The 19,493-nt window shown below is 63.3% G+C and carries 21 protein-coding genes; 11 read left to right on the forward strand and 10 right to left on the reverse strand.

From position 1 onward, the window contains the following. Nucleotide 1: 1 nt before the first annotated feature. Nucleotides 2–994 (reverse strand): P1 family peptidase, encoded by a 993-nt coding sequence (locus AC1RLZ_RS00740; RefSeq protein WP_493187088.1) that lies wholly within the window; start codon nucleotides 992–994, stop codon nucleotides 2–4. A gap of 139 nt (nucleotides 995–1,133) precedes the next feature. Here AC1RLZ_RS00740 and AC1RLZ_RS00745 point away from each other — a divergent pair, with 139 nt between their 5' ends. Further along, nucleotides 1,134–1,868 carry a cytochrome c biogenesis CcdA family protein gene (locus tag AC1RLZ_RS00745; RefSeq protein ID WP_371419856.1) on the forward strand — a complete coding sequence of 245 codons (735 nt, stop codon included), beginning with the start codon at nucleotides 1,134–1,136 and terminating at the stop codon, nucleotides 1,866–1,868. Nucleotides 1,869–1,934: 66 nt separating this feature from the next. Here AC1RLZ_RS00745 and AC1RLZ_RS00750 read toward each other — a convergent pair whose 3' ends face one another. The 6 genes from AC1RLZ_RS00750 to AC1RLZ_RS00775 all read right to left on the reverse strand — a co-directional run bounded on the left by AC1RLZ_RS00750 (nucleotide 1,935) and on the right by AC1RLZ_RS00775 (nucleotide 8,424). Further along, nucleotides 1,935–3,050: a branched-chain amino acid ABC transporter substrate-binding protein gene (locus tag AC1RLZ_RS00750; protein WP_493187089.1), complete on the reverse strand. Its 1,116-nt coding sequence runs from the start codon at nucleotides 3,048–3,050 to the stop codon at nucleotides 1,935–1,937. A gap of 306 nt (nucleotides 3,051–3,356) precedes the next feature. Beyond that, on the reverse strand, nucleotides 3,357–4,466 hold the full coding sequence (locus AC1RLZ_RS00755) for a branched-chain amino acid ABC transporter substrate-binding protein (protein ID WP_493187090.1): 1,110 nt from the start codon (nucleotides 4,464–4,466) through the stop codon (nucleotides 3,357–3,359). Nucleotides 4,467–4,612: 146 nt separating this feature from the next. Then, the gene (locus AC1RLZ_RS00760) at nucleotides 4,613–5,335 is read right to left on the reverse strand and encodes an ABC transporter ATP-binding protein (protein WP_493187514.1); all 723 of its coding nucleotides are present in this window, start codon (nucleotides 5,333–5,335) and stop codon (nucleotides 4,613–4,615) included. Between the two features lie 11 nt (nucleotides 5,336–5,346). After that, on the reverse strand, nucleotides 5,347–6,177 hold the full coding sequence (locus AC1RLZ_RS00765; protein WP_493187091.1) for an ABC transporter ATP-binding protein: 831 nt from the start codon (nucleotides 6,175–6,177) through the stop codon (nucleotides 5,347–5,349). Then, the gene (livM, locus tag AC1RLZ_RS00770; protein WP_371419852.1) at nucleotides 6,174–7,496 is read right to left on the reverse strand and encodes a high-affinity branched-chain amino acid ABC transporter permease LivM; all 1,323 of its coding nucleotides are present in this window, start codon (nucleotides 7,494–7,496) and stop codon (nucleotides 6,174–6,176) included. The genes AC1RLZ_RS00765 and livM overlap by 4 nt, the downstream gene beginning before the upstream one ends. A gap of 10 nt (nucleotides 7,497–7,506) precedes the next feature. Next, on the reverse strand, nucleotides 7,507–8,424 hold the full coding sequence (locus AC1RLZ_RS00775) for an ABC transporter permease subunit (RefSeq protein WP_371419851.1): 918 nt from the start codon (nucleotides 8,422–8,424) through the stop codon (nucleotides 7,507–7,509). 318 nt (nucleotides 8,425–8,742) lie between these two features. Between AC1RLZ_RS00775 and AC1RLZ_RS00780 the strand changes: the two genes are divergently transcribed. Together AC1RLZ_RS00780 and AC1RLZ_RS00785 are read left to right on the forward strand one after the other, a co-directional pair. After that, nucleotides 8,743–8,889 carry a hypothetical protein gene (locus AC1RLZ_RS00780; RefSeq protein WP_371419850.1) on the forward strand — a complete coding sequence of 49 codons (147 nt, stop codon included), beginning with the start codon at nucleotides 8,743–8,745 and terminating at the stop codon, nucleotides 8,887–8,889. A gap of 240 nt (nucleotides 8,890–9,129) precedes the next feature. After that, nucleotides 9,130–9,726 carry a hypothetical protein gene (locus AC1RLZ_RS00785; RefSeq protein ID WP_493187092.1) on the forward strand — a complete coding sequence of 199 codons (597 nt, stop codon included), beginning with the start codon at nucleotides 9,130–9,132 and terminating at the stop codon, nucleotides 9,724–9,726. A 12-nt stretch (nucleotides 9,727–9,738) separates the two neighbouring features. Here AC1RLZ_RS00785 and AC1RLZ_RS00790 read toward each other — a convergent pair whose 3' ends face one another. From AC1RLZ_RS00790 to AC1RLZ_RS00800, 3 genes are read right to left on the reverse strand one after another with little or no spacing between them, the layout of a single operon-like run. Further along, nucleotides 9,739–10,128 carry a carboxymuconolactone decarboxylase family protein gene (locus AC1RLZ_RS00790; RefSeq protein WP_120292724.1) on the reverse strand — a complete coding sequence of 130 codons (390 nt, stop codon included), beginning with the start codon at nucleotides 10,126–10,128 and terminating at the stop codon, nucleotides 9,739–9,741. 13 nt (nucleotides 10,129–10,141) lie between these two features. Further along, on the reverse strand, nucleotides 10,142–10,921 hold the full coding sequence (pcaD, locus tag AC1RLZ_RS00795; RefSeq protein WP_371419848.1) for a 3-oxoadipate enol-lactonase: 780 nt from the start codon (nucleotides 10,919–10,921) through the stop codon (nucleotides 10,142–10,144). Nucleotides 10,922–10,943: 22 nt separating this feature from the next. Beyond that, entirely contained in the window at nucleotides 10,944–12,293 is a 1,350-nt protein-coding gene (locus AC1RLZ_RS00800; protein WP_493187093.1) for a 3-carboxy-cis,cis-muconate cycloisomerase, read from the reverse strand. A gap of 210 nt (nucleotides 12,294–12,503) precedes the next feature. Here AC1RLZ_RS00800 and AC1RLZ_RS00805 point away from each other — a divergent pair, with 210 nt between their 5' ends. From AC1RLZ_RS00805 to AC1RLZ_RS00840, 8 genes are all read left to right on the forward strand, one after another. Next, complete coding sequence (locus tag AC1RLZ_RS00805; RefSeq protein WP_371419846.1) at nucleotides 12,504–12,950, forward strand: SRPBCC family protein; 447 nt, start codon at nucleotides 12,504–12,506, stop codon at nucleotides 12,948–12,950. A gap of 172 nt (nucleotides 12,951–13,122) precedes the next feature. Beyond that, a complete protein-coding gene (locus AC1RLZ_RS00810) occupies nucleotides 13,123–13,608 on the forward strand; it encodes a (2Fe-2S)-binding protein (protein WP_089264990.1) in 486 nt (161 codons plus the stop codon). A gap of 46 nt (nucleotides 13,609–13,654) precedes the next feature. Beyond that, nucleotides 13,655–14,461, forward strand: coding sequence for an FAD binding domain-containing protein (locus AC1RLZ_RS00815; RefSeq protein ID WP_493187094.1), 807 nt, complete (start codon nucleotides 13,655–13,657; stop codon nucleotides 14,459–14,461). Between the two features lie 38 nt (nucleotides 14,462–14,499). Further along, on the forward strand, nucleotides 14,500–15,411 hold the full coding sequence (locus tag AC1RLZ_RS00820; RefSeq protein ID WP_493187095.1) for an AAA family ATPase: 912 nt from the start codon (nucleotides 14,500–14,502) through the stop codon (nucleotides 15,409–15,411). Nucleotides 15,412–15,586: 175 nt separating this feature from the next. Further along, nucleotides 15,587–16,804 carry a vWA domain-containing protein gene (locus AC1RLZ_RS00825; RefSeq protein WP_371419945.1) on the forward strand — a complete coding sequence of 406 codons (1,218 nt, stop codon included), beginning with the start codon at nucleotides 15,587–15,589 and terminating at the stop codon, nucleotides 16,802–16,804. A gap of 11 nt (nucleotides 16,805–16,815) precedes the next feature. Beyond that, on the forward strand, nucleotides 16,816–17,145 hold the full coding sequence (locus AC1RLZ_RS00830; protein WP_068736040.1) for an XdhC family protein: 330 nt from the start codon (nucleotides 16,816–16,818) through the stop codon (nucleotides 17,143–17,145). After that, complete coding sequence (locus AC1RLZ_RS00835) at nucleotides 17,142–17,846, forward strand: XdhC family protein (protein WP_493187096.1); 705 nt, start codon at nucleotides 17,142–17,144, stop codon at nucleotides 17,844–17,846. The genes AC1RLZ_RS00830 and AC1RLZ_RS00835 overlap by 4 nt, the downstream gene beginning before the upstream one ends. Continuing rightward, a complete protein-coding gene (locus AC1RLZ_RS00840) occupies nucleotides 17,843–19,447 on the forward strand; it encodes an NTP transferase domain-containing protein (RefSeq protein WP_493187097.1) in 1,605 nt (534 codons plus the stop codon). Before AC1RLZ_RS00835 ends, AC1RLZ_RS00840 begins: the two co-directional genes overlap by 4 nt. Nucleotides 19,448–19,493: the final 46 nt, after the last annotated feature.

Consider the following 19,493-nt stretch of genomic DNA (forward strand, 5'->3'; position numbering starts at 1 on the left):
CCTAGTGACGGTCGCGAAACCCCGGAAGCGCGTTCGCAAACGGGAGCGCTGTCGCTTCATACACACCACGCGCGATGGCGCGGGCGATCACATTACCCGCGAACAGGCCGAGTTCGGTCAAGCCCACCAGCGGATCGATCGACTTTTCGCACGTCGCCGCCGCAAACACGATGTCGCCATCGAGCGGCGCATGTACCGGATAGATCGCGCGGGCGAATCCGGTCTGCGCCATCAGGGCGAGACGTTGTGCTTGCGCCTTGGTCAGGATCGCGTCGGTAACAACGACGGCAAGTGTCGTGTTCTCGATCGACGTTGCCGCCGGTCCGCCCTTGATACGCATCGCCAGCATCTCCGATTTCATCCTGTCGGGCATGCCGTGTCCGCCGAACTCGTTGCCGACTTCGAATGGCGCCGCCCAGAAGTGCGGGCCGTCGCCGATGGTGACGCTGCCGACCGCATTGACCGCAGCAAGTGCAGCGACGCGCACGCCCGATGGGGTGACGGCAGAGGCCGAGCCGAGGCCGCCCTTGAAGTTGACTGTCGTGGCGCCGAGCCCTGCGCCCACGCTGCCGAGCCTGAAGGTATCGCTGGCGGCTGCCGCGGCGGCATAGCCGAGATCGCGATAGGGCGGGAAGCGGCCCCAGGCCTTGTTGCCGCCATTGAGCAGGTCGAACAGGATCGCGCCGGGCACGATGGGGATGACGGCATTGCCGATCTGGTAGCCGCGGCCCTGTTCGGCGAGCCAGGCCTGCACGCCGCCGCCGGCCTCGAGCCCGAAGGCCGAGCCGCCGGCCAGCGCGAGGCCGTGGATGGCATCCACGGTGTTGACGGGATCGAGCAGCGCGCTCTCGCGCGTGCCCGGGCCGCCGCCACGTATATCGACAGAAGCCACCGCCGGCCTGTCGAACAGGATGGCGGTGACGCCGGAGGCCAGTTGGGAGTCGTCAGCATGGCCGACGCGAACGCCGGCGATATCGGTAAGCAGATTCTTCATGGCGGTTCCCTCTTGGCCCGACCTGACCGCAGCAGCGCTGCGCGGTCAACCGATCACGACGCGATCACAACAGCCGGAAGTGGCGGGGATTTGATCCATCGCGCTTGCATCCAGCCGCAGTCGCGGTGCATCTAGCCGCATGATTTCCGATGTCACGATCCCCGCCGCACTGATTGCCGGTATTGTCTCGTTCCTGTCGCCCTGCGTGCTCCCGCTGGTGCCGCCCTATCTGATCTATCTCACGGGTGCGACCATCGAGCATGTCGCCAATGACGAGCAGGAAGCAGTCTCCAGGCGCGCGGTGATGATCTCCGCTGCCGTGTTCGTGCTGGGCTTCTCCACGGTGTTCGTGGCGCTTGGCGCCAGCGCCAGCCTGGTCGGCAGCGTGATCCGCTCCTATGCGGCGGAACTGTCAATCGTTGCCGGCATCCTGATCATCCTGATGGGCCTGCATTTCCTTGGCCTCACGCGCATCGGGTTGCTGATGCGCGAGGGACGCCTCAGCATGCCGAAGCCGGTCGGCTTGTGGGGCGCCTATGTGATGGGCCTGGCTTTCGCGTTTGGCTGGACGCCGTGCATCGGCCCGATCCTCGCGGCGATCCTGTCGGTGGCGGCGGCAGAAGCAACGGTGACCAAGGGCGCAGGGCTGCTTGCGGTCTATTCCCTGGGCCTCGGCATCCCGTTCCTCATTGCGGCCTTCATGGTGGAGCAATTCTCCAGCGTGTTTGCGCGCATCAAGAAGCATCTCGTCCATGTCGAGCGCGCCATGGGCGTGCTGATGGTGATCACCGGCATCGCGTTTCTCACCGGCGCCGTCTCGAATGCCAGCATCTGGTTGCTGGAGACATTTCCCGCGCTGCAGAATTTCGGCTAGGAGCTCTCTCATAACCTCGCCCCGCACTTGCGGGGAGAGTTTATGGGAAGCGCTTGCGGCGCCAGCTCACGTCCCCTTCGCGTCGATCTGGGTGTAGTTGCCCTTGGCGTCCCACTTGTAGACGACATAGTCGATCGCCTTGATGTCGCCCTTGGCATCAAACGCCATCTTGCCGAGCACGGTGTCCCATTCACCGGCCTTGATCACATCCATCACCTTCTTGGTGTCGGTTGAGCCGGCCTTGGCGACAGCCTGCGACCAGACCTGGAACGCCGCATAGGTGTAGAGCGTGTAGCCTTCAGGGTCGATGTTCTTGGCCTTGAACTTCTCGACGATGGCCTTCGCGCTCGGCTTGTTGCGCGGGTCGGGGCCGAAGGTGAACAACGTGCCCTCTGCGGCGGGTCCGGTGATGGATGCGAATTCCTTGTCGTTCATGGCGTCGCCGGCCATCAGCACGGTCTTGAGGCCCTGGTCGCGCATCTGGCGCAGGATCAGGCCGGCTTCCTGATGATAGCCGCCGACATAAACCAGATCGATATTGTCGCGCTTCAGGCGCGAGACGATCGAGTTGAAGTCCTTGTCGCCCTTGTTGTAGCTCTCGAACATCTTCTCGTTGAAGCCGGCCTTGTTGAGTGCCTTCTTCGTTTCGTCGGCGAGACCCTTCCCGTAGGTCGTCTTGTCGTTGAGGATCGCGACGTTCTTGCCCTTGAAGTTCTTGGCGATGTAGTCGGCGGCAACGAGGCCCTGCTGGTCGTCACGGCCGCAGACGCGCAGCACATTGGCGAGCTTGCGCTCGGTGAACAGCGGGTTGGTCGAGGCGGGCGTGATCTGCAGCACATTGCCGTCGGCATAGGCTTCCGATGCCGGGATCGACGACGACGAGCAGAAGTGGCCGGCGACGAACGGCACCTTGGCGCTTGCGAACTTCTCGGCGATCGAGCGGGCCTGTTTGGGATCGCAGGAATCGTCACCGACCTGCAGCGCCAGCTTCTTGCCGAGCACGCCGCCAGCGGCGTTGAGATCTGCCACAGCCTGGTCGGCGCCGTTCTTCATCTGGCGGCCGAAGGCGGATTCGCCGCCCGTCATTGGGCCGGCGACCGCGACGTTGATGTCCTGCGCGAAGGCTGCGGTTGAGAGCAGCGACGCGGCAAAGGCCAGGCCGATCACATTGAATGGTTTCATGGGGATGATCCTCGCAAAGAGTTTTCGGCCGCAAACGCAATCCGGCCGCCCGAACGATAAGATCATTCTCAACTTATTTTGATGCCGAGTCATCGGCAATTTTAGGCCGCGAAGAGGCAGCCTGTGAGTTCGGCTGCGGCAGGTCGTCGCAAGAACTGCCGCTGTGCGACCCTGCGCCCAGCGGATCGAAAACATGCCGAAGCCGCCTTGCGCGTGGGCAACCGTCTCACCGGCTCAGGCACCGACATCACGACGTGAGCCGAGCCGCACCTCTCGTTGTGCGCGGAGAGGTGCGGCCCTGCTGGCCTACTGCTTCAGTTCGGCATAGTCGCCCTTGGCGTCCCATGTGTAGACGACATAGTCGATCGCCTTGATGTCGCCCTTGGCGTCGAACGCCAGCTTGCCAAGCACGGTGTCCCATTCGCCGGCCTTGATCGTGTCCATCACCTTCCTGGTGTCGGTGGTGCCGGCCTTGGCGACAGCCTGCGACCAGACCTGGAAGGCAGCATAGGTGTAGAGCGTGTAGCCCTCGGGATCGATGTTCTTGGCCTTGAAGCGGTCGACAATCGCTTTCGCGGTGGGCTTGTTGCGGGGATCAGGGCCGAAGGTGAACAACGTGCCTTCCCCAGCCGGGCCGGTGATGGAGGCGAACTCCTTGTCGTTGATTGCGTCGCCGGCCATCAGCACCGTCTTGAGGCCCTGGTCGCGCATCTGACGGACGATGAGCCCGGCTTCCTGATGGTAGCCGCCGACATAGACCAGATCGATATTGTCGCGCTTCAGCCGGGAAACGATCGCATTAAAATCCTTGTCGCCCTTGTTGTAGCTCTCGAACATCTTCTCGGTAACGCCGGCCTTGTTCAGCGCCTTCCTGGTTTCGTCGGCGAGGCCTTTTCCATAGGTCGTCTTGTCGTTCAGGATCGCGATATTCTTGCCCTTGTAATTTTTGGCAATGTACTCGCCCGCGACAAAACCCTGCTGGTCGTCGCGGCCGCAGACGCGCAGCACATTGGCGAGCTTGCGTTCGGTGAACAATGGATTGGTCGAGCCCGGCGAAATCTGCAGCACATTGCCATCGGCATAGGCTTCCGATGCGGGGATCGACGACGACGAACAATAGTGACCGGCGACGAACGGGATGCGCGCGCTGGCGAATTTCTCGGCGATTGAGCGCGCCTGCTTGGGATCGCAGCCGTCATCGCCGACCTGCAGCGCGAGCTTCCTGTTCAGCAGGCCGCCGGCGGCGTTGATATCGGCGACGGCGAGTTCGGCGCCATTCTTGAACTGGCGGCCGAAGGCGGATTCGCTGCCGGTCATGGATGACGCGACGGCGACAGGAATATCCTGCGCCAGTGCAACGGACGCAAACGCGATCGAAGCGCCCGCAGTCAGGCCGATGAATTTAATGAATTTCATAGGAAGTCCCCGTGTTCCGTTCGAATGCAGGCAACGCAGCGCCATGACAGTATCGCGATTGGGGCATTATTCTACCTTGAGAATAATGTCGATTGTTTGCATAGCTCCGCGCGTCAATGGTCATCGCGATGAGGGATATGGAGCCGTCAGCCGTGCCGACCGCCTTCGAGATAGGCGGAGCGGATTTCCGGGGCTTTCAGAAGTTCGCTGCCGGTGCCCGACAGGGTGATCAACCCGTTGACCATGACATAGCCGCGATGGGCCAGACGCAGCGCGTGATTGGCGTTCTGCTCGACGATCAGGACCGTCAATCCGTCCTGCTTGTTGAGCACGCGGATGGCATCGAAAATCTGTTTGGCGATCAGCGGTGCGAGGCCAAGCGAGGGCTCGTCGAGCAACAGCAGGCGCGGGCGGCTCATCAGCGCGCGGCCGATGGCCAGCATCTGCTGCTCGCCGCCGGACAGCGTGCCGCCGCGCTGGGTCATGCGCTCCCTGAGGCGCGGAAACAGCGTCAGTACCTTGTCGAGGCTGTCGGTGCGTTCGGCGGGCGTGCTTTCATTAACGTCGGCACCCATCTGCAGATTTTCCGCCACGCTCATGCGCGGGAAAATCCGGCGCCCCTCCGGCGACTGCGCGATGCGCATCCGCGCGATCTCGTGGGTCGGAAGGCCGGTGATATCAATGCCGTCATAGATGATCACGCCAGAACGTGCCCGCGGCTTGCCAAAGATGGTCATCATCAGCGTCGACTTGCCGGCACCATTGGCGCCGATCAGTGCGACGATTTCACCGTGCTTGATGTCGAGATCGACGCCTTTCAGCGCTTCGATCTTGCCATAGGATGCGCGCAGACCAGTGATGGCGAGCATGGGGGCGGCGCTCACGTCTCGCCCTCCATCACCGCCATGGCTTCCTCTTCATCCGCACCGAGATAGGCGGCGATGACTTTAGGATTGTCGCGGATTTGCTGCGGCGTGCCGTCGGCGATCTTCACGCCGTAATCGAGCACATTGATATGGTCGGAGATCTCCATCACGACCGACATGTCGTGCTCGATGAGCAGGATCGAGGTGCCATGTTCAGCGCGGATCTTCAGCAACAACTCATTGAGCGCCGCGCTCTCGCGCGCATTGAGGCCCGCGGCGGGCTCATCGAGGCAGAGCAGCGCCGGCTCGGTGCACATTGCGCGCGCGATCTCGAGACGGCGCTGGTCGCCGTAAGGCAGGTTGCCGGCGGCATCGTCGGCGCGCTCCAGCAGGCCGATCTGATCGAGCCAGGTGCGCGCGAGGTCGATCGCAGCCTTCTCGGCGGCGCGATAGCTGGGCACGCCGAACAGGCCGAGAAACGTGAATCCCGAAGCGCGCATCAGCGTGTTGTGCTGTGCCACCATCAGGTTTTCCAGCGCGGTCATGCCGGGAAACAGCCGGATGTTCTGAAAGGTGCGGGCGACCTTGGCGATCTTCGAGATGCGGAAATCGTTGAGCTTCTCGAGCCGCCATTCGTCGTCGCCGTTGCGCAGGCGGATGGTGCCGGATGTCGGCTTGTAGAAGCCGGTGATGCAATTGAAGACGGTGGTCTTGCCGGCGCCGTTGGGGCCGATCAGCGCGGTGATCTTGCCGCGCTCGGCCGAGAAACTGAGATCGTTGACGGCGACGATGCCACCGAACCGCATTGTCAGATTTTCGACGCTGAGAATGTCGTTGATATTCATCCGTGCCCCTCTTTGACGAGGTCGGACGAGATCGCGGTGTTGCGTTCGAGAAAGACGGTGGGCGCGCGGTGGCCGATCAAGCCGCGCGGCCGCCAGATCATCAGCAACACCATGGCGCCGCCGAACACCAGCATGCGGAACTGCTCGAGTCCTCTGAACAGTTCGAAGCCGCCGATCATCGCAAGCGCTGCGAGCGCCACGCCGAGCTGCGAGCCCATGCCGCCAAGCACGACGATGGCCAGCACCAGCGCCGACTCGTGGAAGGTGAACGACTCGGGGCTGATGAAGCCCTGGCGGGTCGCGAAGAACGCGCCGGCAAGGCCGCCGAACATGGCGCCCGTGGCGAAGGCGGTGAGCTTGGTGGTTGTGGTGTTGATGCCCAGCGCACGGCAGGCGACCTCATCCTCACGCAGCGCTTCCCAGGCGCGGCCAATGGGCAGGCGGCGCAGGCGGATGGTGACCCAGTTGGTCAGCAGCGCGAGGGCGAGGATCAGATAGAACAGGAAGACGATGCGATGGGTTGGCGAGAACTCGATACGCAGCAAGGCGGCAAGGCCGTCATCGCCCGGGGTCAGCGGAATGCCGAACATCGTGGGGCGTGGAATGCCGGAGATGCCGTTGGGGCCGCCGGTGAGGGTCTGCCAGTTGATGATGACGAGGCGGATGATCTCGCCGAACGCCAGGGTGACGATGGCGAGGTAGTCGCCGCGCAGCCGCAGGACGGGAAAGCCGAGCAGTACGCCGAAGAACGCGGCGAGAATGCCGGCGAGCGGCAGGCAGATCCAGAACGACAGGCCGAAATTGGTGGCCAGCAGCGCGTAGGAATAGGCGCCGACGGCATAGAAGGCGACATAGCCGAGATCGAGCAGGCCGGCGAGGCCGACCACCACATTGAGGCCCCAGCCGAGCATCACGTAGGTCAGCACGAGAATGCCGAGATCGAGGATGTAGCGTTCGTCGTAGAAGATCACCGGCACGAGGAAGGTGAAGATCAGCAGCGCCGGCACCAGCGCGCGGCCGGCGAAGGAAAATGCCTTCTGCGCCGAGGGCGGCACCACGCGCGCAGTATCCACCGGTCCCCACCAGTGCCGCAGCAGTTCCATCACGATACTGCCGCCGAACACCACGGCGACCATCGTGGCGAGATCGCCGAAGCGGGTCCACCAGGTCAGTTGCCCGTCGGAGCCGGCCTCGGTGCGGATGCCGATCATCAGCGAGAACAGCACCAGCGCCACCAGCGCGGAGATCACGGCCTTCTTCAGGATGAATGCAGCGTCCGGGCCGCGGGCAGTTTTAGCTTGTGATGCGTGTGCTGCCACTTGGATCCCGTCAGACTTTTTCGACTTCGGGGCGGCCGAGCAGGCCGGTTGGCAGGAAGATCAGCACCACGATCAGAATCGAAAAAGCGGCGACGTCTTTGTATTCGGTGGAGAAGTAGGCGGCCCACAATGTCTCGATCAGGCCGATCAGCAAGCCGCCAAGCATGGCGCCGGGCAGCGAGCCGATGCCGCCGAGCACAGCGGCCGTAAAGGCCTTGATACCGGCGACGAAACCCATAAAGAAGTCGACCAGGCCATAATAGAGCAGGTACATCATGCCCGCGACGGCGGCGAGCGCGGCGCCAATCACGAAGGTCATGGAGATGGTGCGATCGACATCGACGCCGAGCAGCGAGGCCATGGTCTGGTCCTGCTCGCAGGCGCGCATGTCACGGCCGAGGCGCGTGCGCGCGACCAGCCAGGTGAACAGCGCCAGCAGAACGATGGTGGTGATGACGACGATGATCTGGATGTTGGAGAGGCGCACGGCGAAACCGTCGGCGCCTTCATGAAGCGTGTAGCCGCCGGTGATGATCGGCGGCACCGGCTTGACGCGGGCGCCCTGTGCCACCTGCGAGAAATTGCTCAGCACGAAGGACATGCCGATCGCCGACAGCATCGGCGCGAGGCGGAAGGAGTGGCGCAGGGGACGATAGGCGATGCGCTCGATGGTCCAGCCATAGAGCGAGGTGATCGCCATCGAGACCAGGAGTACCAGCAGCAGGATTACCGGCACCGCGGTGAGGCCGATCGACACCAGGATGAGAAACGTGATCAGCGCGATGAAGCCGCCGATCATGAAGATGTCGCCATGGGCGAAATTGATCATGCCGACGATGCCGTAGACCATCGTGTAGCCGATCGCGATCAGGCCATAGATGGAGCCGAGCACGAGGCCGTTGATCAGTTGCTGGGCGAAATAATCCATGCGCTGCCGAATTCGAGTGAGGCGCCACCATGATCCGGCAGCCGGATCATTGCGTCGTTGTATCGTTTTCTAACAGCGGCCATTGGAGGCGGCAACAGGGAGCGATGCGGCTAAAGTAGCCTGTACATGCTGTTTTTCGCGGCGATTTGCGTCCCTTCTGTTGCGCCGCAGCGCACACAAATCCGCGCCTTATTGGCGGCTGTTCCGGTGTCACAGTTGCGCCGTGCAACGGCCTTGCAATCATCACGAGGGAACCGAAACGAACATCGAGGCCGCACGTTGTCGCGCGTTGAATGGTTCAACAAAGGAGATTGAAGAATGTCCAATCAGAACCAGCAAAAGCCCGGTCAGCAAAAGCCAGGCCAGCAGAGCCAGACTCCCGGGCAGAAGCCGGGCCAGCAGCAGGGTGGCGGGGCGCATAATCCTGGCCATGAGCAGGACCCGAGCCGGCAGGGCCAGAGATAGGTCTTCAGGCAGACATCAATCGAGAGTTGGGCCGTGCCTAGCGGCCCATATGGAAAGTCCCGCCGAAAGGCGGGGCTTTTCCTTTGGCAAGTCCTGATCGTATTCCGGCCCGCCGTTATCCCGCTGATTCTCCAGTTAAGGTTACCAATTGGTTTACGTTGTCCGTCTGATTGAACGGGCGTTACGTCGGCCGAGGCGTGCGATTCCCGGGGAGTCGCCGACAGAGCGGTGGACGGCGTCATGGACCAGAGCAGCACGGATCAGACCGGAACCCTTCAGGCTGGGACATTTCAGACTGGTACGTTTCAGACCTGGCGGATCAGCACGTTCACGGGCGCGCTGATCGCCTGCTATTTCATCCCGACCTGGACGATCTTTGCGTTCCGGATCATGGTCTCGCCGATCCAGGGCTTCTATGAGCGGCCCAATATTTCGCTGGCGTTATTTCTCAGCGACTACATGCAATTTTCCAGCATGGGCACGGTGCGCTATGCGTGGCTGCTCGCCGTCGGCAAGCTGACGGTGGTCGCTTTCTTCACGGTATTCCTCGTCTTCATCACGCGGCCGAAAATCCGCAAGACGGGCGGCTGCGACGAGGCGCTGGCGTTGGCGCTTGGCATCGGCGGCGTGATCTCGTTCGCCAGCATGGTGATGGCATCGAAGGTCGGTGAGATCATCGCGATGCGGCTGCACATTACCGAATTGCTGCTGCTGCTGGGCACCGCGGTGTTGATGACCATCGAGCCGCCGTTGCGTCGCGAAACGGCGCAGGAGCTCGACCCCGGGCAGCCGGGCAAGGCAGCCAACGACGCACAGCTTTTGCAAAAAGTCGCCTGAATAAGAGGTCGCCTAGATAGCGAGCCCGAGCTCTTTGATGATCGCGCCGGCTTCCTTGGTGGCGTGATTGGCCGCCGGCACGCCGCAATAGATCGCCTGCTGCAGCAGAATTTCCTTGATGTCGTCTGGCGTGAAGCCGCCTTCGGTGAGGGCGGCACGCACATGCATGCGAAATTCGTCCCACTGGCCGAGCGCCAGCATGGTGCCGATCACCAATACGCGGCGCGTGCGATCGTCGAAATGCGGCCGCGTCCAGATCTCGCCCCAGGCGTAGCGGCTGATCAGATCCAGAAAATCAGCATTGAATGCGTTTTTGCCGGCAGCCGATTTATCGACCCATGCATTGCCGAGAACCTTGCGGCGTTTCGCGGTGCCTTCAGCGGCGCGTTGCTGCTCGTCCATCTCTGATCTCCGTTCAATGCTGGGTCAGGAAGCCGACCACGGCGTCAGTGAAGGCGTAGGGCTGTTCGACATTCGAGATGTGTGCGGCGTCCAGGAGCGTCATGCTGGCGCCCGGAATGCCACTGCGGATCATCTCGCCCGCCGATACCGGCGTCGCATTGTCCTGACGGCCGGCGATCACCAGCGTGGGGCTCTTGATCTTGGGGAGCAGCGCGCGTTGATCGAGCGTGCTCAGCGCCTCGCAGGCGGCGAGATAACCTTCGACCGGGGACGCTATCAGCATCGCCTTCATTCTGGCGGTGGTTTCGGGTTCGCGCTCACGGAAGTCAGCGGTGAGCCAGCCACCGATCACGGCATCCGCCACGGAGGCCAGTCCGCCTTCGCGGACGGCCTTGATGCGGTTGTGCCAGTTGGTCGGGTCCGGATAGTAGCAACTGGTATTGGCAAGGATGATCTTGTTGAAACGCTCCGGCGCGTTGGCGCCTAGCCACTGGCCGACCATGCCGCCCATCGACAAGCCGCACCAGTGCACCTTGTCGATATTGAGATCGTCGAGGATCGCCAGCACGTCGCGGCCGTAGCGCTCCATCGAAGTCGGGCCGTTCATGCCGGACTTGCCGTGACCCCGGCGATCATAGCGGATCACACGAAACAGCTTTGTCAGCGCCGGCATCTGCGGCTCCCACATCGCCATTGTGCAGCCGAGCGAATTCGACATCATCAGCGTCGGCCCGCTGTCGCGGCCCTCCACGGAGACATTCAGCAGGCAGCCGTCGGCGTCGATCATGGGCATGGTGTGTCTCCCGGGTTTCTTCTTAAGCGAGTGAGGCGAGCAGGCGGTCGATCAGGGCTTGCGAGACACCCTGATAATCCATCGGCTCGAACAGTTTGGCGATCGCGGCAGCGCTAAGCTGTGCGCTGACCTTGGGATCGGCCGTGAGCACGTCGCGCAGATGTTTCTTCTCGGCGACGGCGCGCTTGGTGGCGGCTTCGACCAGATGATGCGCGTCGCTCTTGCCGAGCTTTTCGGCGAGGGCAAAGGTCACGGCTTCGGCCATGATGAGGCCGTGGGTTTCATCGAGATTGAGGCGCATGCGCTCGGCGTCGACCTCGAGCCCTTCGGCGATATCGACGATGGCAGCAAGAGCGCCCGATGTCACCAGCAGCAATGTCGGCAGCGTCGGCCATTCCGCGTGCCACGGTCCCGCACTGCGTTCATGATCCTGGATCTGCGCGGCAAAGATCGTTGCAGCGAGGTTTGGTGCCATAGTCGCGGCGCCAAGCGCGGAGGCCGATGCCACCGGATTGCGCTTATGCGGCATGGTGGAGGAGCCGCCGCGGCCTTCGCCAGAGGGTTCGAACGCTTCGCCGACATCGGTCTGCATCATCAGCGACACGTCGCGGGCGATCTTGCCGCAACTGCCGGACAGGATCGCCAGCACCGAAGCCACTTCGGCGATGCGGTCGCGATGGGTATGCCATGGCGCATCGGGCAGCGGCAGCTGCAATTCCCTGGCGAGTTGCTCCGCAACGACGAGGCCCTTGTCGCCGAGCGCAGCCAGGGTGCCGGCGGCGCCGCCGAATTGCAGCGCGAGGCCTTCAGTGCGCAACCGCTGCAGGCGCAGGCGCGAGCGGTGCAGGGCGGAGGCATACTCCGCGAGCTTCAGCCCGAATGGCATCGGCAGGGCGTGCTGCAGCCAGGTGCGGGCGACCACAGCGGTTTTGCGGTGCTTGACCGCGAGGGCCGCAAAGCCGGCGATGGCGCGGTCGAGATCCGCGAGCAGAGCATCAATGGCGGCGCGCAGGCCGAGCATGGTGGCGCTGTCGATGACATCCTGGCTGGTGGCGCCCCAATGCACGTAGCGCGCGGCCTCGGCATCGGCCTTCGCCACTTTGGCGGTGAGCGTCTTGACCAGCGGGATGGCCAGATTGCCGGAACGTGTGGCGGCTTCGGCCAGCGCAGCCAGATCGAACTGGTCGGCCTGGCAGGCAGCTTCGATGGCCGTCACGGCGCTGGCGGGAATCACCCCGACGGCGGCCTCTGCCCGCGCCAGAGCGGCCTCGAAGTCCAGCATATGCTGCAGCGTGGCGGCATCGTCGCAGACGGCGCGCATTGCGGCACTCGACAGCAGCGGTGCCAACAGGGGGGAGAGGGATGTGCTCATATGCGCGGGACCCTAACCATTCCGGACAGGGTCTGCCAATCCCCCGCAATCTTTCTGCCGCCGTGTCTGTTGCATTGCGAATAGGCATCGCCCCATCCCGCCGGACGGTCTTTCCTTTGCGCCGTCCGTGCATTACTTGGGATTGGGGGTTAAATCCCTTGGGGATGACAGCCTCAATTCCGGACGGCGACAAATTCAGGAGACAGACCCATGGCCATGACGATGAGCGGTGAAGTCCAGCTTGCCGCGCCCCGCGAAGTGGTGTGGGAAAAGCTCAACGACCCCGCAGTGCTGAAGGCCTGTATCCCGGGTTGCGAAGAACTCGAGACCACCGAGGAAGGTGGTTTCCGCGCCACCGCCAAGATCAAGGTCGGTCCAGTCTCCGCCCGTTTCAAGGGCAAGGTCACGCTGAGCGATCTCGATCCGCCGAACGGCTACAAGATCACCGGTGAAGGTGAGGGCGGCGTGGCCGGCTTCGCCAAGGGCGGCGCCGCTGTTGGGCTGACCGACAAGGATGGCGGTACGCTCTTGACCTACAATGTCGAGGCCCAGATCGGCGGCAAGCTGGCCCAGCTCGGCCAGCGCCTGATCAACGGTTCGGCGAAGAAGATCGCTGACGAGTTCTTCGCGAACTTCGCCAAGGCCGTTCAGGGCTAAGGCCCGAAGCGTCTGATAGCGGCGATCAAGTGTGCTTGATGCCGCAGAAAAACACACCAGAGACCGTCCCGACTTGAGGTTGCTCATTGCCGGGATGGGCCATATTATCCATTTGGAATGATTTTAATGACCGCTCAGCCACGCAATGGCGGTGCGGACCAAGAGAGTGCATATGGCCAAAATCTCGATGATCGTGAACGGCAATCCCGTCACCGGCAATATCGATCCGCGCACATTGCTGGTGCAGTTTCTGCGTGAGAATCTGCGGCTCACCGGCACCCATGTGGGTTGCGACACGTCGCAATGCGGCGCCTGTGTTGTGCATCTCGACGGCAAGGCCGTGAAGTCCTGCACCACGCTCGCTGTCATGGCCGATGGCCACGAGGTGAAGACCATCGAAGGTCTCGCAGCCGACGGCGCGCCGCTGCATCCGATGCAGGAAGCGTTTCGCGAGCACCACGGCCTGCAGTGCGGCTTCTGCACGCCAGGCATGATCATGACTGCGGTGGACCTCGTGCATCGCAAGGGACATGATCTCAGCGATCATCTGATCCGCGAAGAACTCGAGGGCAACCTCTGTCGCTGCACCGGTTATCAGAACATCGTGGCGTCGATCGCAGCCGGCGCCAAGGCGATGGCGAAGTCCGATCTCGCATAACGACGCACAACGATAATCGCGCACCGCGAATCAGGGATCCCCACCCATGTACGAATTCAAATATCATCGTCCGTCGACCGTGCGGCAGGCCGCCAATCTTCTGATCAAGAACGAGGACGCGAAGCTGATCGCCGGAGGCCACACGCTGGTGCCGGTCATGAAGCAGCGTCTGGCCGCGCCGCCGCATATCATCGATCTCTCGCATATCGAGGGTGTCGACGGCATCGAGATGAAGGGCCGCTCCCTGGTGATCGGCGCGTTGGCCACGCATGCGAATGTCGCTGCGTCGCCGGTTGTCGGCGAAGCGATCCCCGCGCTGGCTGAACTCGCCGGCCTGATCGGCGATCCCGCCGTGCGCCACAAGGGCACCATCGGTGGTTCGCTCGCCAATAACGACCCGACCGCGGACTATCCCGCAGCCGTGATGGCGCTTGGCGCCACCATTGTAACCAACAAGCGCAAGCTGAAGCCGGAAGAATTCTTCCAGGGCCTGTTCACGACGGCGCTGGAGAGCGACGAGATCATCACCAAGGTCTCGTTCCCGGTGCCGAAGAAGGCGGCCTATATCAAATTCCGCAACCAGGCCTCGCGCTATGCGCTGGTCGGTGTGTTCGTGGCGCGTCTACCGTCGGGCGTACGTGTCGCCGTCACCGGCGCTGGCTCGGATGGCGTGTTCCGCGTCGAGGAGTTCGAGGCTGCGTTGCAGAAGCGGTTCTCGCCAAAGGCGCTGGACGGGCTTAGTGTGCCTGCCGAAGGCCTCAACAGCGATCTCCATGGCAGCGCCGAATATCGCGCGCATCTGATTGGCGTGCTGGCCAAGCGTGCGGTCGAAGCCGCCAACAATCGGGCCTGATATTTGTCAGGTCCGTGCTTTCCCGGATTGGTTCTCCCATGACTAAGCCATCGGCGCTTCCCACCTCCGTCGATGGCATGCTGGAATTGCTGACATCGCACGGCTATCTCGCCGAGCGTTCGCTGGCGACAGTCACCTATCTGGCATTGAAGATGGGCCGGCCGCTGTTTCTCGAAGGCGAGGCCGGCGTCGGCAAGACCGAAATCGCCAAGGTGCTGTCGGCGGCATTGGGCCGCAAGCTGATCCGGCTGCAATGCTATGAAGGCCTCGACGTCTCATCAGCGGTCTATGAGTGGAACAGCGCCTCGCAGATGATCGCGATCCGTCTGGCGGAGGCGGCTGGCGATACCGATCGCGATCAGCTCGCCAGCGACATCTTCGCCGAGCGCTATCTGATCAAACGTCCGCTACTGCAGGCGCTGGAGCCGGACGTGAACGGCGCGCCGGTCTTGCTGATCGACGAACTCGATCGCGCCGATGAAGCGTTCGAGGCGTATCTGCTCGAAATCCTCAGTGACTTTCAGGTGACCATACCCGAACTCGGCACGGTGAAGGCGCCGGCGCCGCCGATCGTCATCGTGACGTCGAACCGCACGCGCGAGATCCACGACGCGCTGAAGCGGCGTTGTCTCTATCACTGGGTCGACTATCCCGCCGCCGAGCGCGAGCTTGCCATCGTCAAGTCGCGCGTGCCGGGCATCTCCGCCAAGCTCTCGCAGCAGGTGGTGAAATTCGTGCAGGCGCTGCGCGACCAGGATTTCTACAAGTCGCCGGGCGTTGCCGAGACGCTGGACTGGGCGACGGCGCTGACCGAACTCGACGCTCGCTCGCTGACGCCGCAGGTGGTTGGCGATACGCTGGGCGCGCTGTTGAAGTATCAGGACGACATCCAGCGCATGCAGGGTGATACGTTGGCGAAGGTCATCAAGGAAGCGACGAGCGACAACTAACGCTTGTCATTCCGGGGCGCGGGCGGCGTCAGCCGCACGCGAACCCGGAATCCCGAAATGTTCAGCGCACAACACGGGATTCCCCGCCACTCCAATTGGAGTAGCTGCGTTCGCGAAGGCGCGGCCGCCCCGGAATGACAGCGATGATGGGTCGCGCAAGATGCGCTCGCCCGGAATGACGGAGACCGGATTGTCCATCGACCATCTCAATCCACCGACCGGTCAGATGGCCGACAATGTCATCGGCTTTGCGCGCGCGCTGCGCGCTGCCGGGCTGCCGGTCGGGCCGGGTGCCGTGATCGATGCGCTCAATGCCTTGCAGATGATCGAGATCGGCAAGCGCGCCGACGTGTTCACGACACTGGAGGCGATCTTCGTCAAGCGCCACGAGCATGCGTTGGTGTTTGCCCAGGCCTTCGACCTGTTCTTCCGCGCGGCCGACGAGTGGAAGCAGATGCTGGATTCGGTGCCGTTGCCTGACGACGCCAAGCGCAAACCGCCGCCGGCCTCGCGCCGCGTGCAGGAGGCCATGGCACAGCCGGCGCGAGGCGAAGAGCGCGAGGCACCGCAGGAGCAGGAGATCAGGCTGTCGGTCTCCGACCGCGAGGTGCTGCAGAAGAAGGATTTTGCGCAGATGAGCGCCGCGGAGATCGCCGAGGTCACCCGCGCCATTGCCAATATGCGACTGCCGCAAGCTGAACTGCGCACACGCCGCACCCAGCCGGACAAGCACGGCGCGCGGCTCGATCTGCGGCGCACGCTGCGCGGCAGCTTGCGCACGGGCGGTGACATCATCGATATCCGCAGGCTCGGCCTGATCGACAAGCCGGCGCCGATCGTGGCGCTGCTCGATATCTCCGGCTCGATGAGCGAATATACCCGGCTGTTCCTGCACTTCCTCCACGCTATCACCGACGCCCGCAAGCGGGTCTCGGTCTTCCTGTTTGGCACTCGGCTGACCAATGTGACGCGGGCGCTGCGGTCGCGTGATCCCGACGAGGCGCTGGCCTCATGCTCGGCCTCGGTGGAAGACTGGGCCGGTGGCACGCGCATTTCCGCGTCGCTGCATAATTTCAACAAGCTGTGGGGACGCCGTGTGCTCGGCCAGGGTGCTATCGTTCTGTTGATCTCGGACGGGCTGGAGCGCGAGGCGGATTCGCAACTGGCTTTCGAGATGGACCGGTTGCATCGGTCCTGCCGGCGGCTGATCTGGCTCAATCCGCTCTTGCGCTTCGACGGCTTCGAGCCGAAGGCGCAGGGCATCAAAATGATGCTTCCGCACGTTGACGAATTCCGCCCGGTGCATAATTTGAGTTCGATCGACGGACTGATCAAGGCGCTGTCGTCGGCACCTCCGGTCCATCACCGTAGCCTGATCCGGCCCGCAGCTTAAGAGAGGCTTCCATGCTCAATCGCGATGAAGACATCCTGCAGGCCGCCGAGGCGTGGCAGAAGGCCGGCCACGGCGTGGCGCTGGCCACCGTGGTCGAAACCTGGGGCTCAGCGCCGCGCCCCGCAGGCTCGAATCTCGTCATCAATGACGATGGCACTTTCCTGGGGTCGGTCTCAGGCGGTTGCGTCGAGGGCGCCGTGGTCACCGAAGCGCTCGATGTGATTGCGAGTGGCGAGCCGAAATTGCTCGAATTCGGCGTGGCCGACGAGACCGCCTGGAATGTCGGCCTGTCCTGCGGCGGCACCATCCGCGTGTTCGTCGAGAAGGTGGGGCAGTCGTGAAAGCCGAGACACTTGCCACTCTGAATGCCGAGCGCGCCGCCCGGCGTCCTGTCATTTTGATCACCGATATATCCGACGGAACACAACGCCTGGTGAAGGCTGCCGACTTCGGCGCGGATCCGCTGCATGCCGAGCTCGAGAAGCAACTCCGCATGGGCAGGAGCGGGATGGTCGAGGCCGACGGCAAGAAACTGTTCCTGAATGTCTACGCGCCGACCGCGCGCCTCGTGATTATCGGTGCCGTCCATATCAGCCAGGCGCTGGCGCCGCTGGCACGCTCGCTGGATTACGATGTGACGGTGGTCGATCCGCGCACGGCTTTTGCCAGCGTTGAGCGCTTCCCGGATGTGAAGCTGATCGCCGAATGGCCCGAAGAGGCACTGCCGGGTCTCAACATCGATCATTACACGGCCTTCGTCGCGGTGACCCATGATCCGAAGATCGACGATCCCGCGCTGCTGCATGCGTTCGAGAAGAACTGCTTCTATATCGGCGCGCTCGGATCGCGGAAGACCCACGCGAAGCGCGGCGAGCGGTTGAAAGCGCTGGGCATCAGCGAAGCCGACTTCGCGCGGATCAAGGCACCGATCGGTTTGAACATTGGCGCGGTGTCGCCGTCGGAAATCGCGGTCTCGATCATGGCCGAGATCACTGCGGTGCTGCGTATGCCAAAAGACGCGATCAAGGCGGGCGCGACATGAAGTTCGGTCCCGCCTGCCCGGCGGATGCGCTCGGCGGCGTCACCGTCCATACGTTGCGTCAGGGCTCGCTCGTTCTCAAGAAGGGCACGACCATCGGTCCCGATGAGGTTGCTGCGCTGACCAGCGCGGGCGTCAAGGACGTCGTCGTCGTGCGTCTCGAAGACGGCGATGTGTCCGAGGACGTCGCAGCCGCCAGCATCGCGCAGGCCGTGGCAGGCGAGGGTGTCAGCGTCGAGCGCGCCTTCACCGGCCGCGCCAATCTGTTTGCGGCGACGCCGGGCGTGCTTGTCGTCGATCGCGCCGTCGTCGATCGGATCAATGCCGTTGATGAAGCCATCACCTTTGCGACGCTGGCGGCCTACAAGCCGGTGGTCGAAGGCGAGATGATCGCGACCGTCAAGCTGATCCCGTTCGGAGTCGCCGGTACGCTGCGCGACGCGGCCGTAGAGGCGGCGCACGGCGGCGCGATGCGGATCGCACCTTACACGGTCAAGAAAGTCGGTATCGTCTCGACGCTGCTGCCAGGCCTGTCGCCGAAGGTGATCGACAAGACGCTGCGCGTCACCGAGGAGCGCCTTGCGCCGGCGGGCGCGAAGATCATTGCCGAGCGCCGCGTGCCGCATGACGAGACGGCGCTGGCGAAGACAATCAAGGAACTGCTCGGCCTCGGCGCCGAACTGGTGATCGTGTTCGGCGCCTCGGCTATTGCTGACCGCCGTGACGTGATCCCGTCGGCGATCGAACAAATCGGCGGCGCCATCGAGCATTTCGGCATGCCGGTCGATCCCGGCAATCTGCTTCTGATCGGCAGGGCCGGCAATGTGCCGGTGCTGGGCGCGCCGGGCTGTGCGCGCTCGCCAGTCGAAAACGGTTTCGACTGGGTGTTGATGCGCTTGCTGGCAGGCCTGAAAGTCACCCGCGCCGACCTCACCGGCATGGGCGTCGGTGGTCTACTGATGGAAATCGTCACGCGGCCGCAACCGCGCGTGCCCATCGGCACCGACAGTAATAACAATGTCGCGGCGGTCGTTTTGGCTGCGGGCCGCTCGACACGAATGGGCGGTCCGAACAAATTACTGGCCGAACTCAACGGCAAGGCATTGGTCCGGATAGTCGTCGAACAGGCGATCGCATCGAAGGCGTCCAGTGTGACCGTCGTTACGGGCCATCAGGCACCGGAGGTCGAGAAGGCGCTGGCCGGGCTCAAGGTTGCGTTCGTTTACAATCCGGATTTTGCGGATGGTCTGGCCAGTTCGGTGAAAGCCGGCATTGCGGCCGTCCCTGCAGCTGCCAATGGTGCGGTGGTCTGCCTCGGTGACATGCCGCTGATCGATGCCCGTCTGATCGACCGGTTGATCGAGGCCTTCGCGCCGGATCGCGGCAACCTCATCGCCGTGCCCATGTGCGACGGCCGGCGCGGTAACCCCGTGCTGTGGTCGCGGCGCTTCTTCAATGAACTGATGACGCTGGATGGCGATGTCGGTGCGCGGCACCTGATCATGAAGCACGCCGAAGCCGTGGCCGACGTGGCCGTGGAAGGCCACGGCGCCTTCCTCGATATCGACACGCCGCAAGCGCTGGAAGACGCGCGGGGCGGCTAACACATGGCGCATGCGGTGGGCCGCCGCATTTCACTTTCGTTCACCA

It is taken from the genome of Tardiphaga sp. GW822-FHT04G09 (assembly GCF_058800725.1).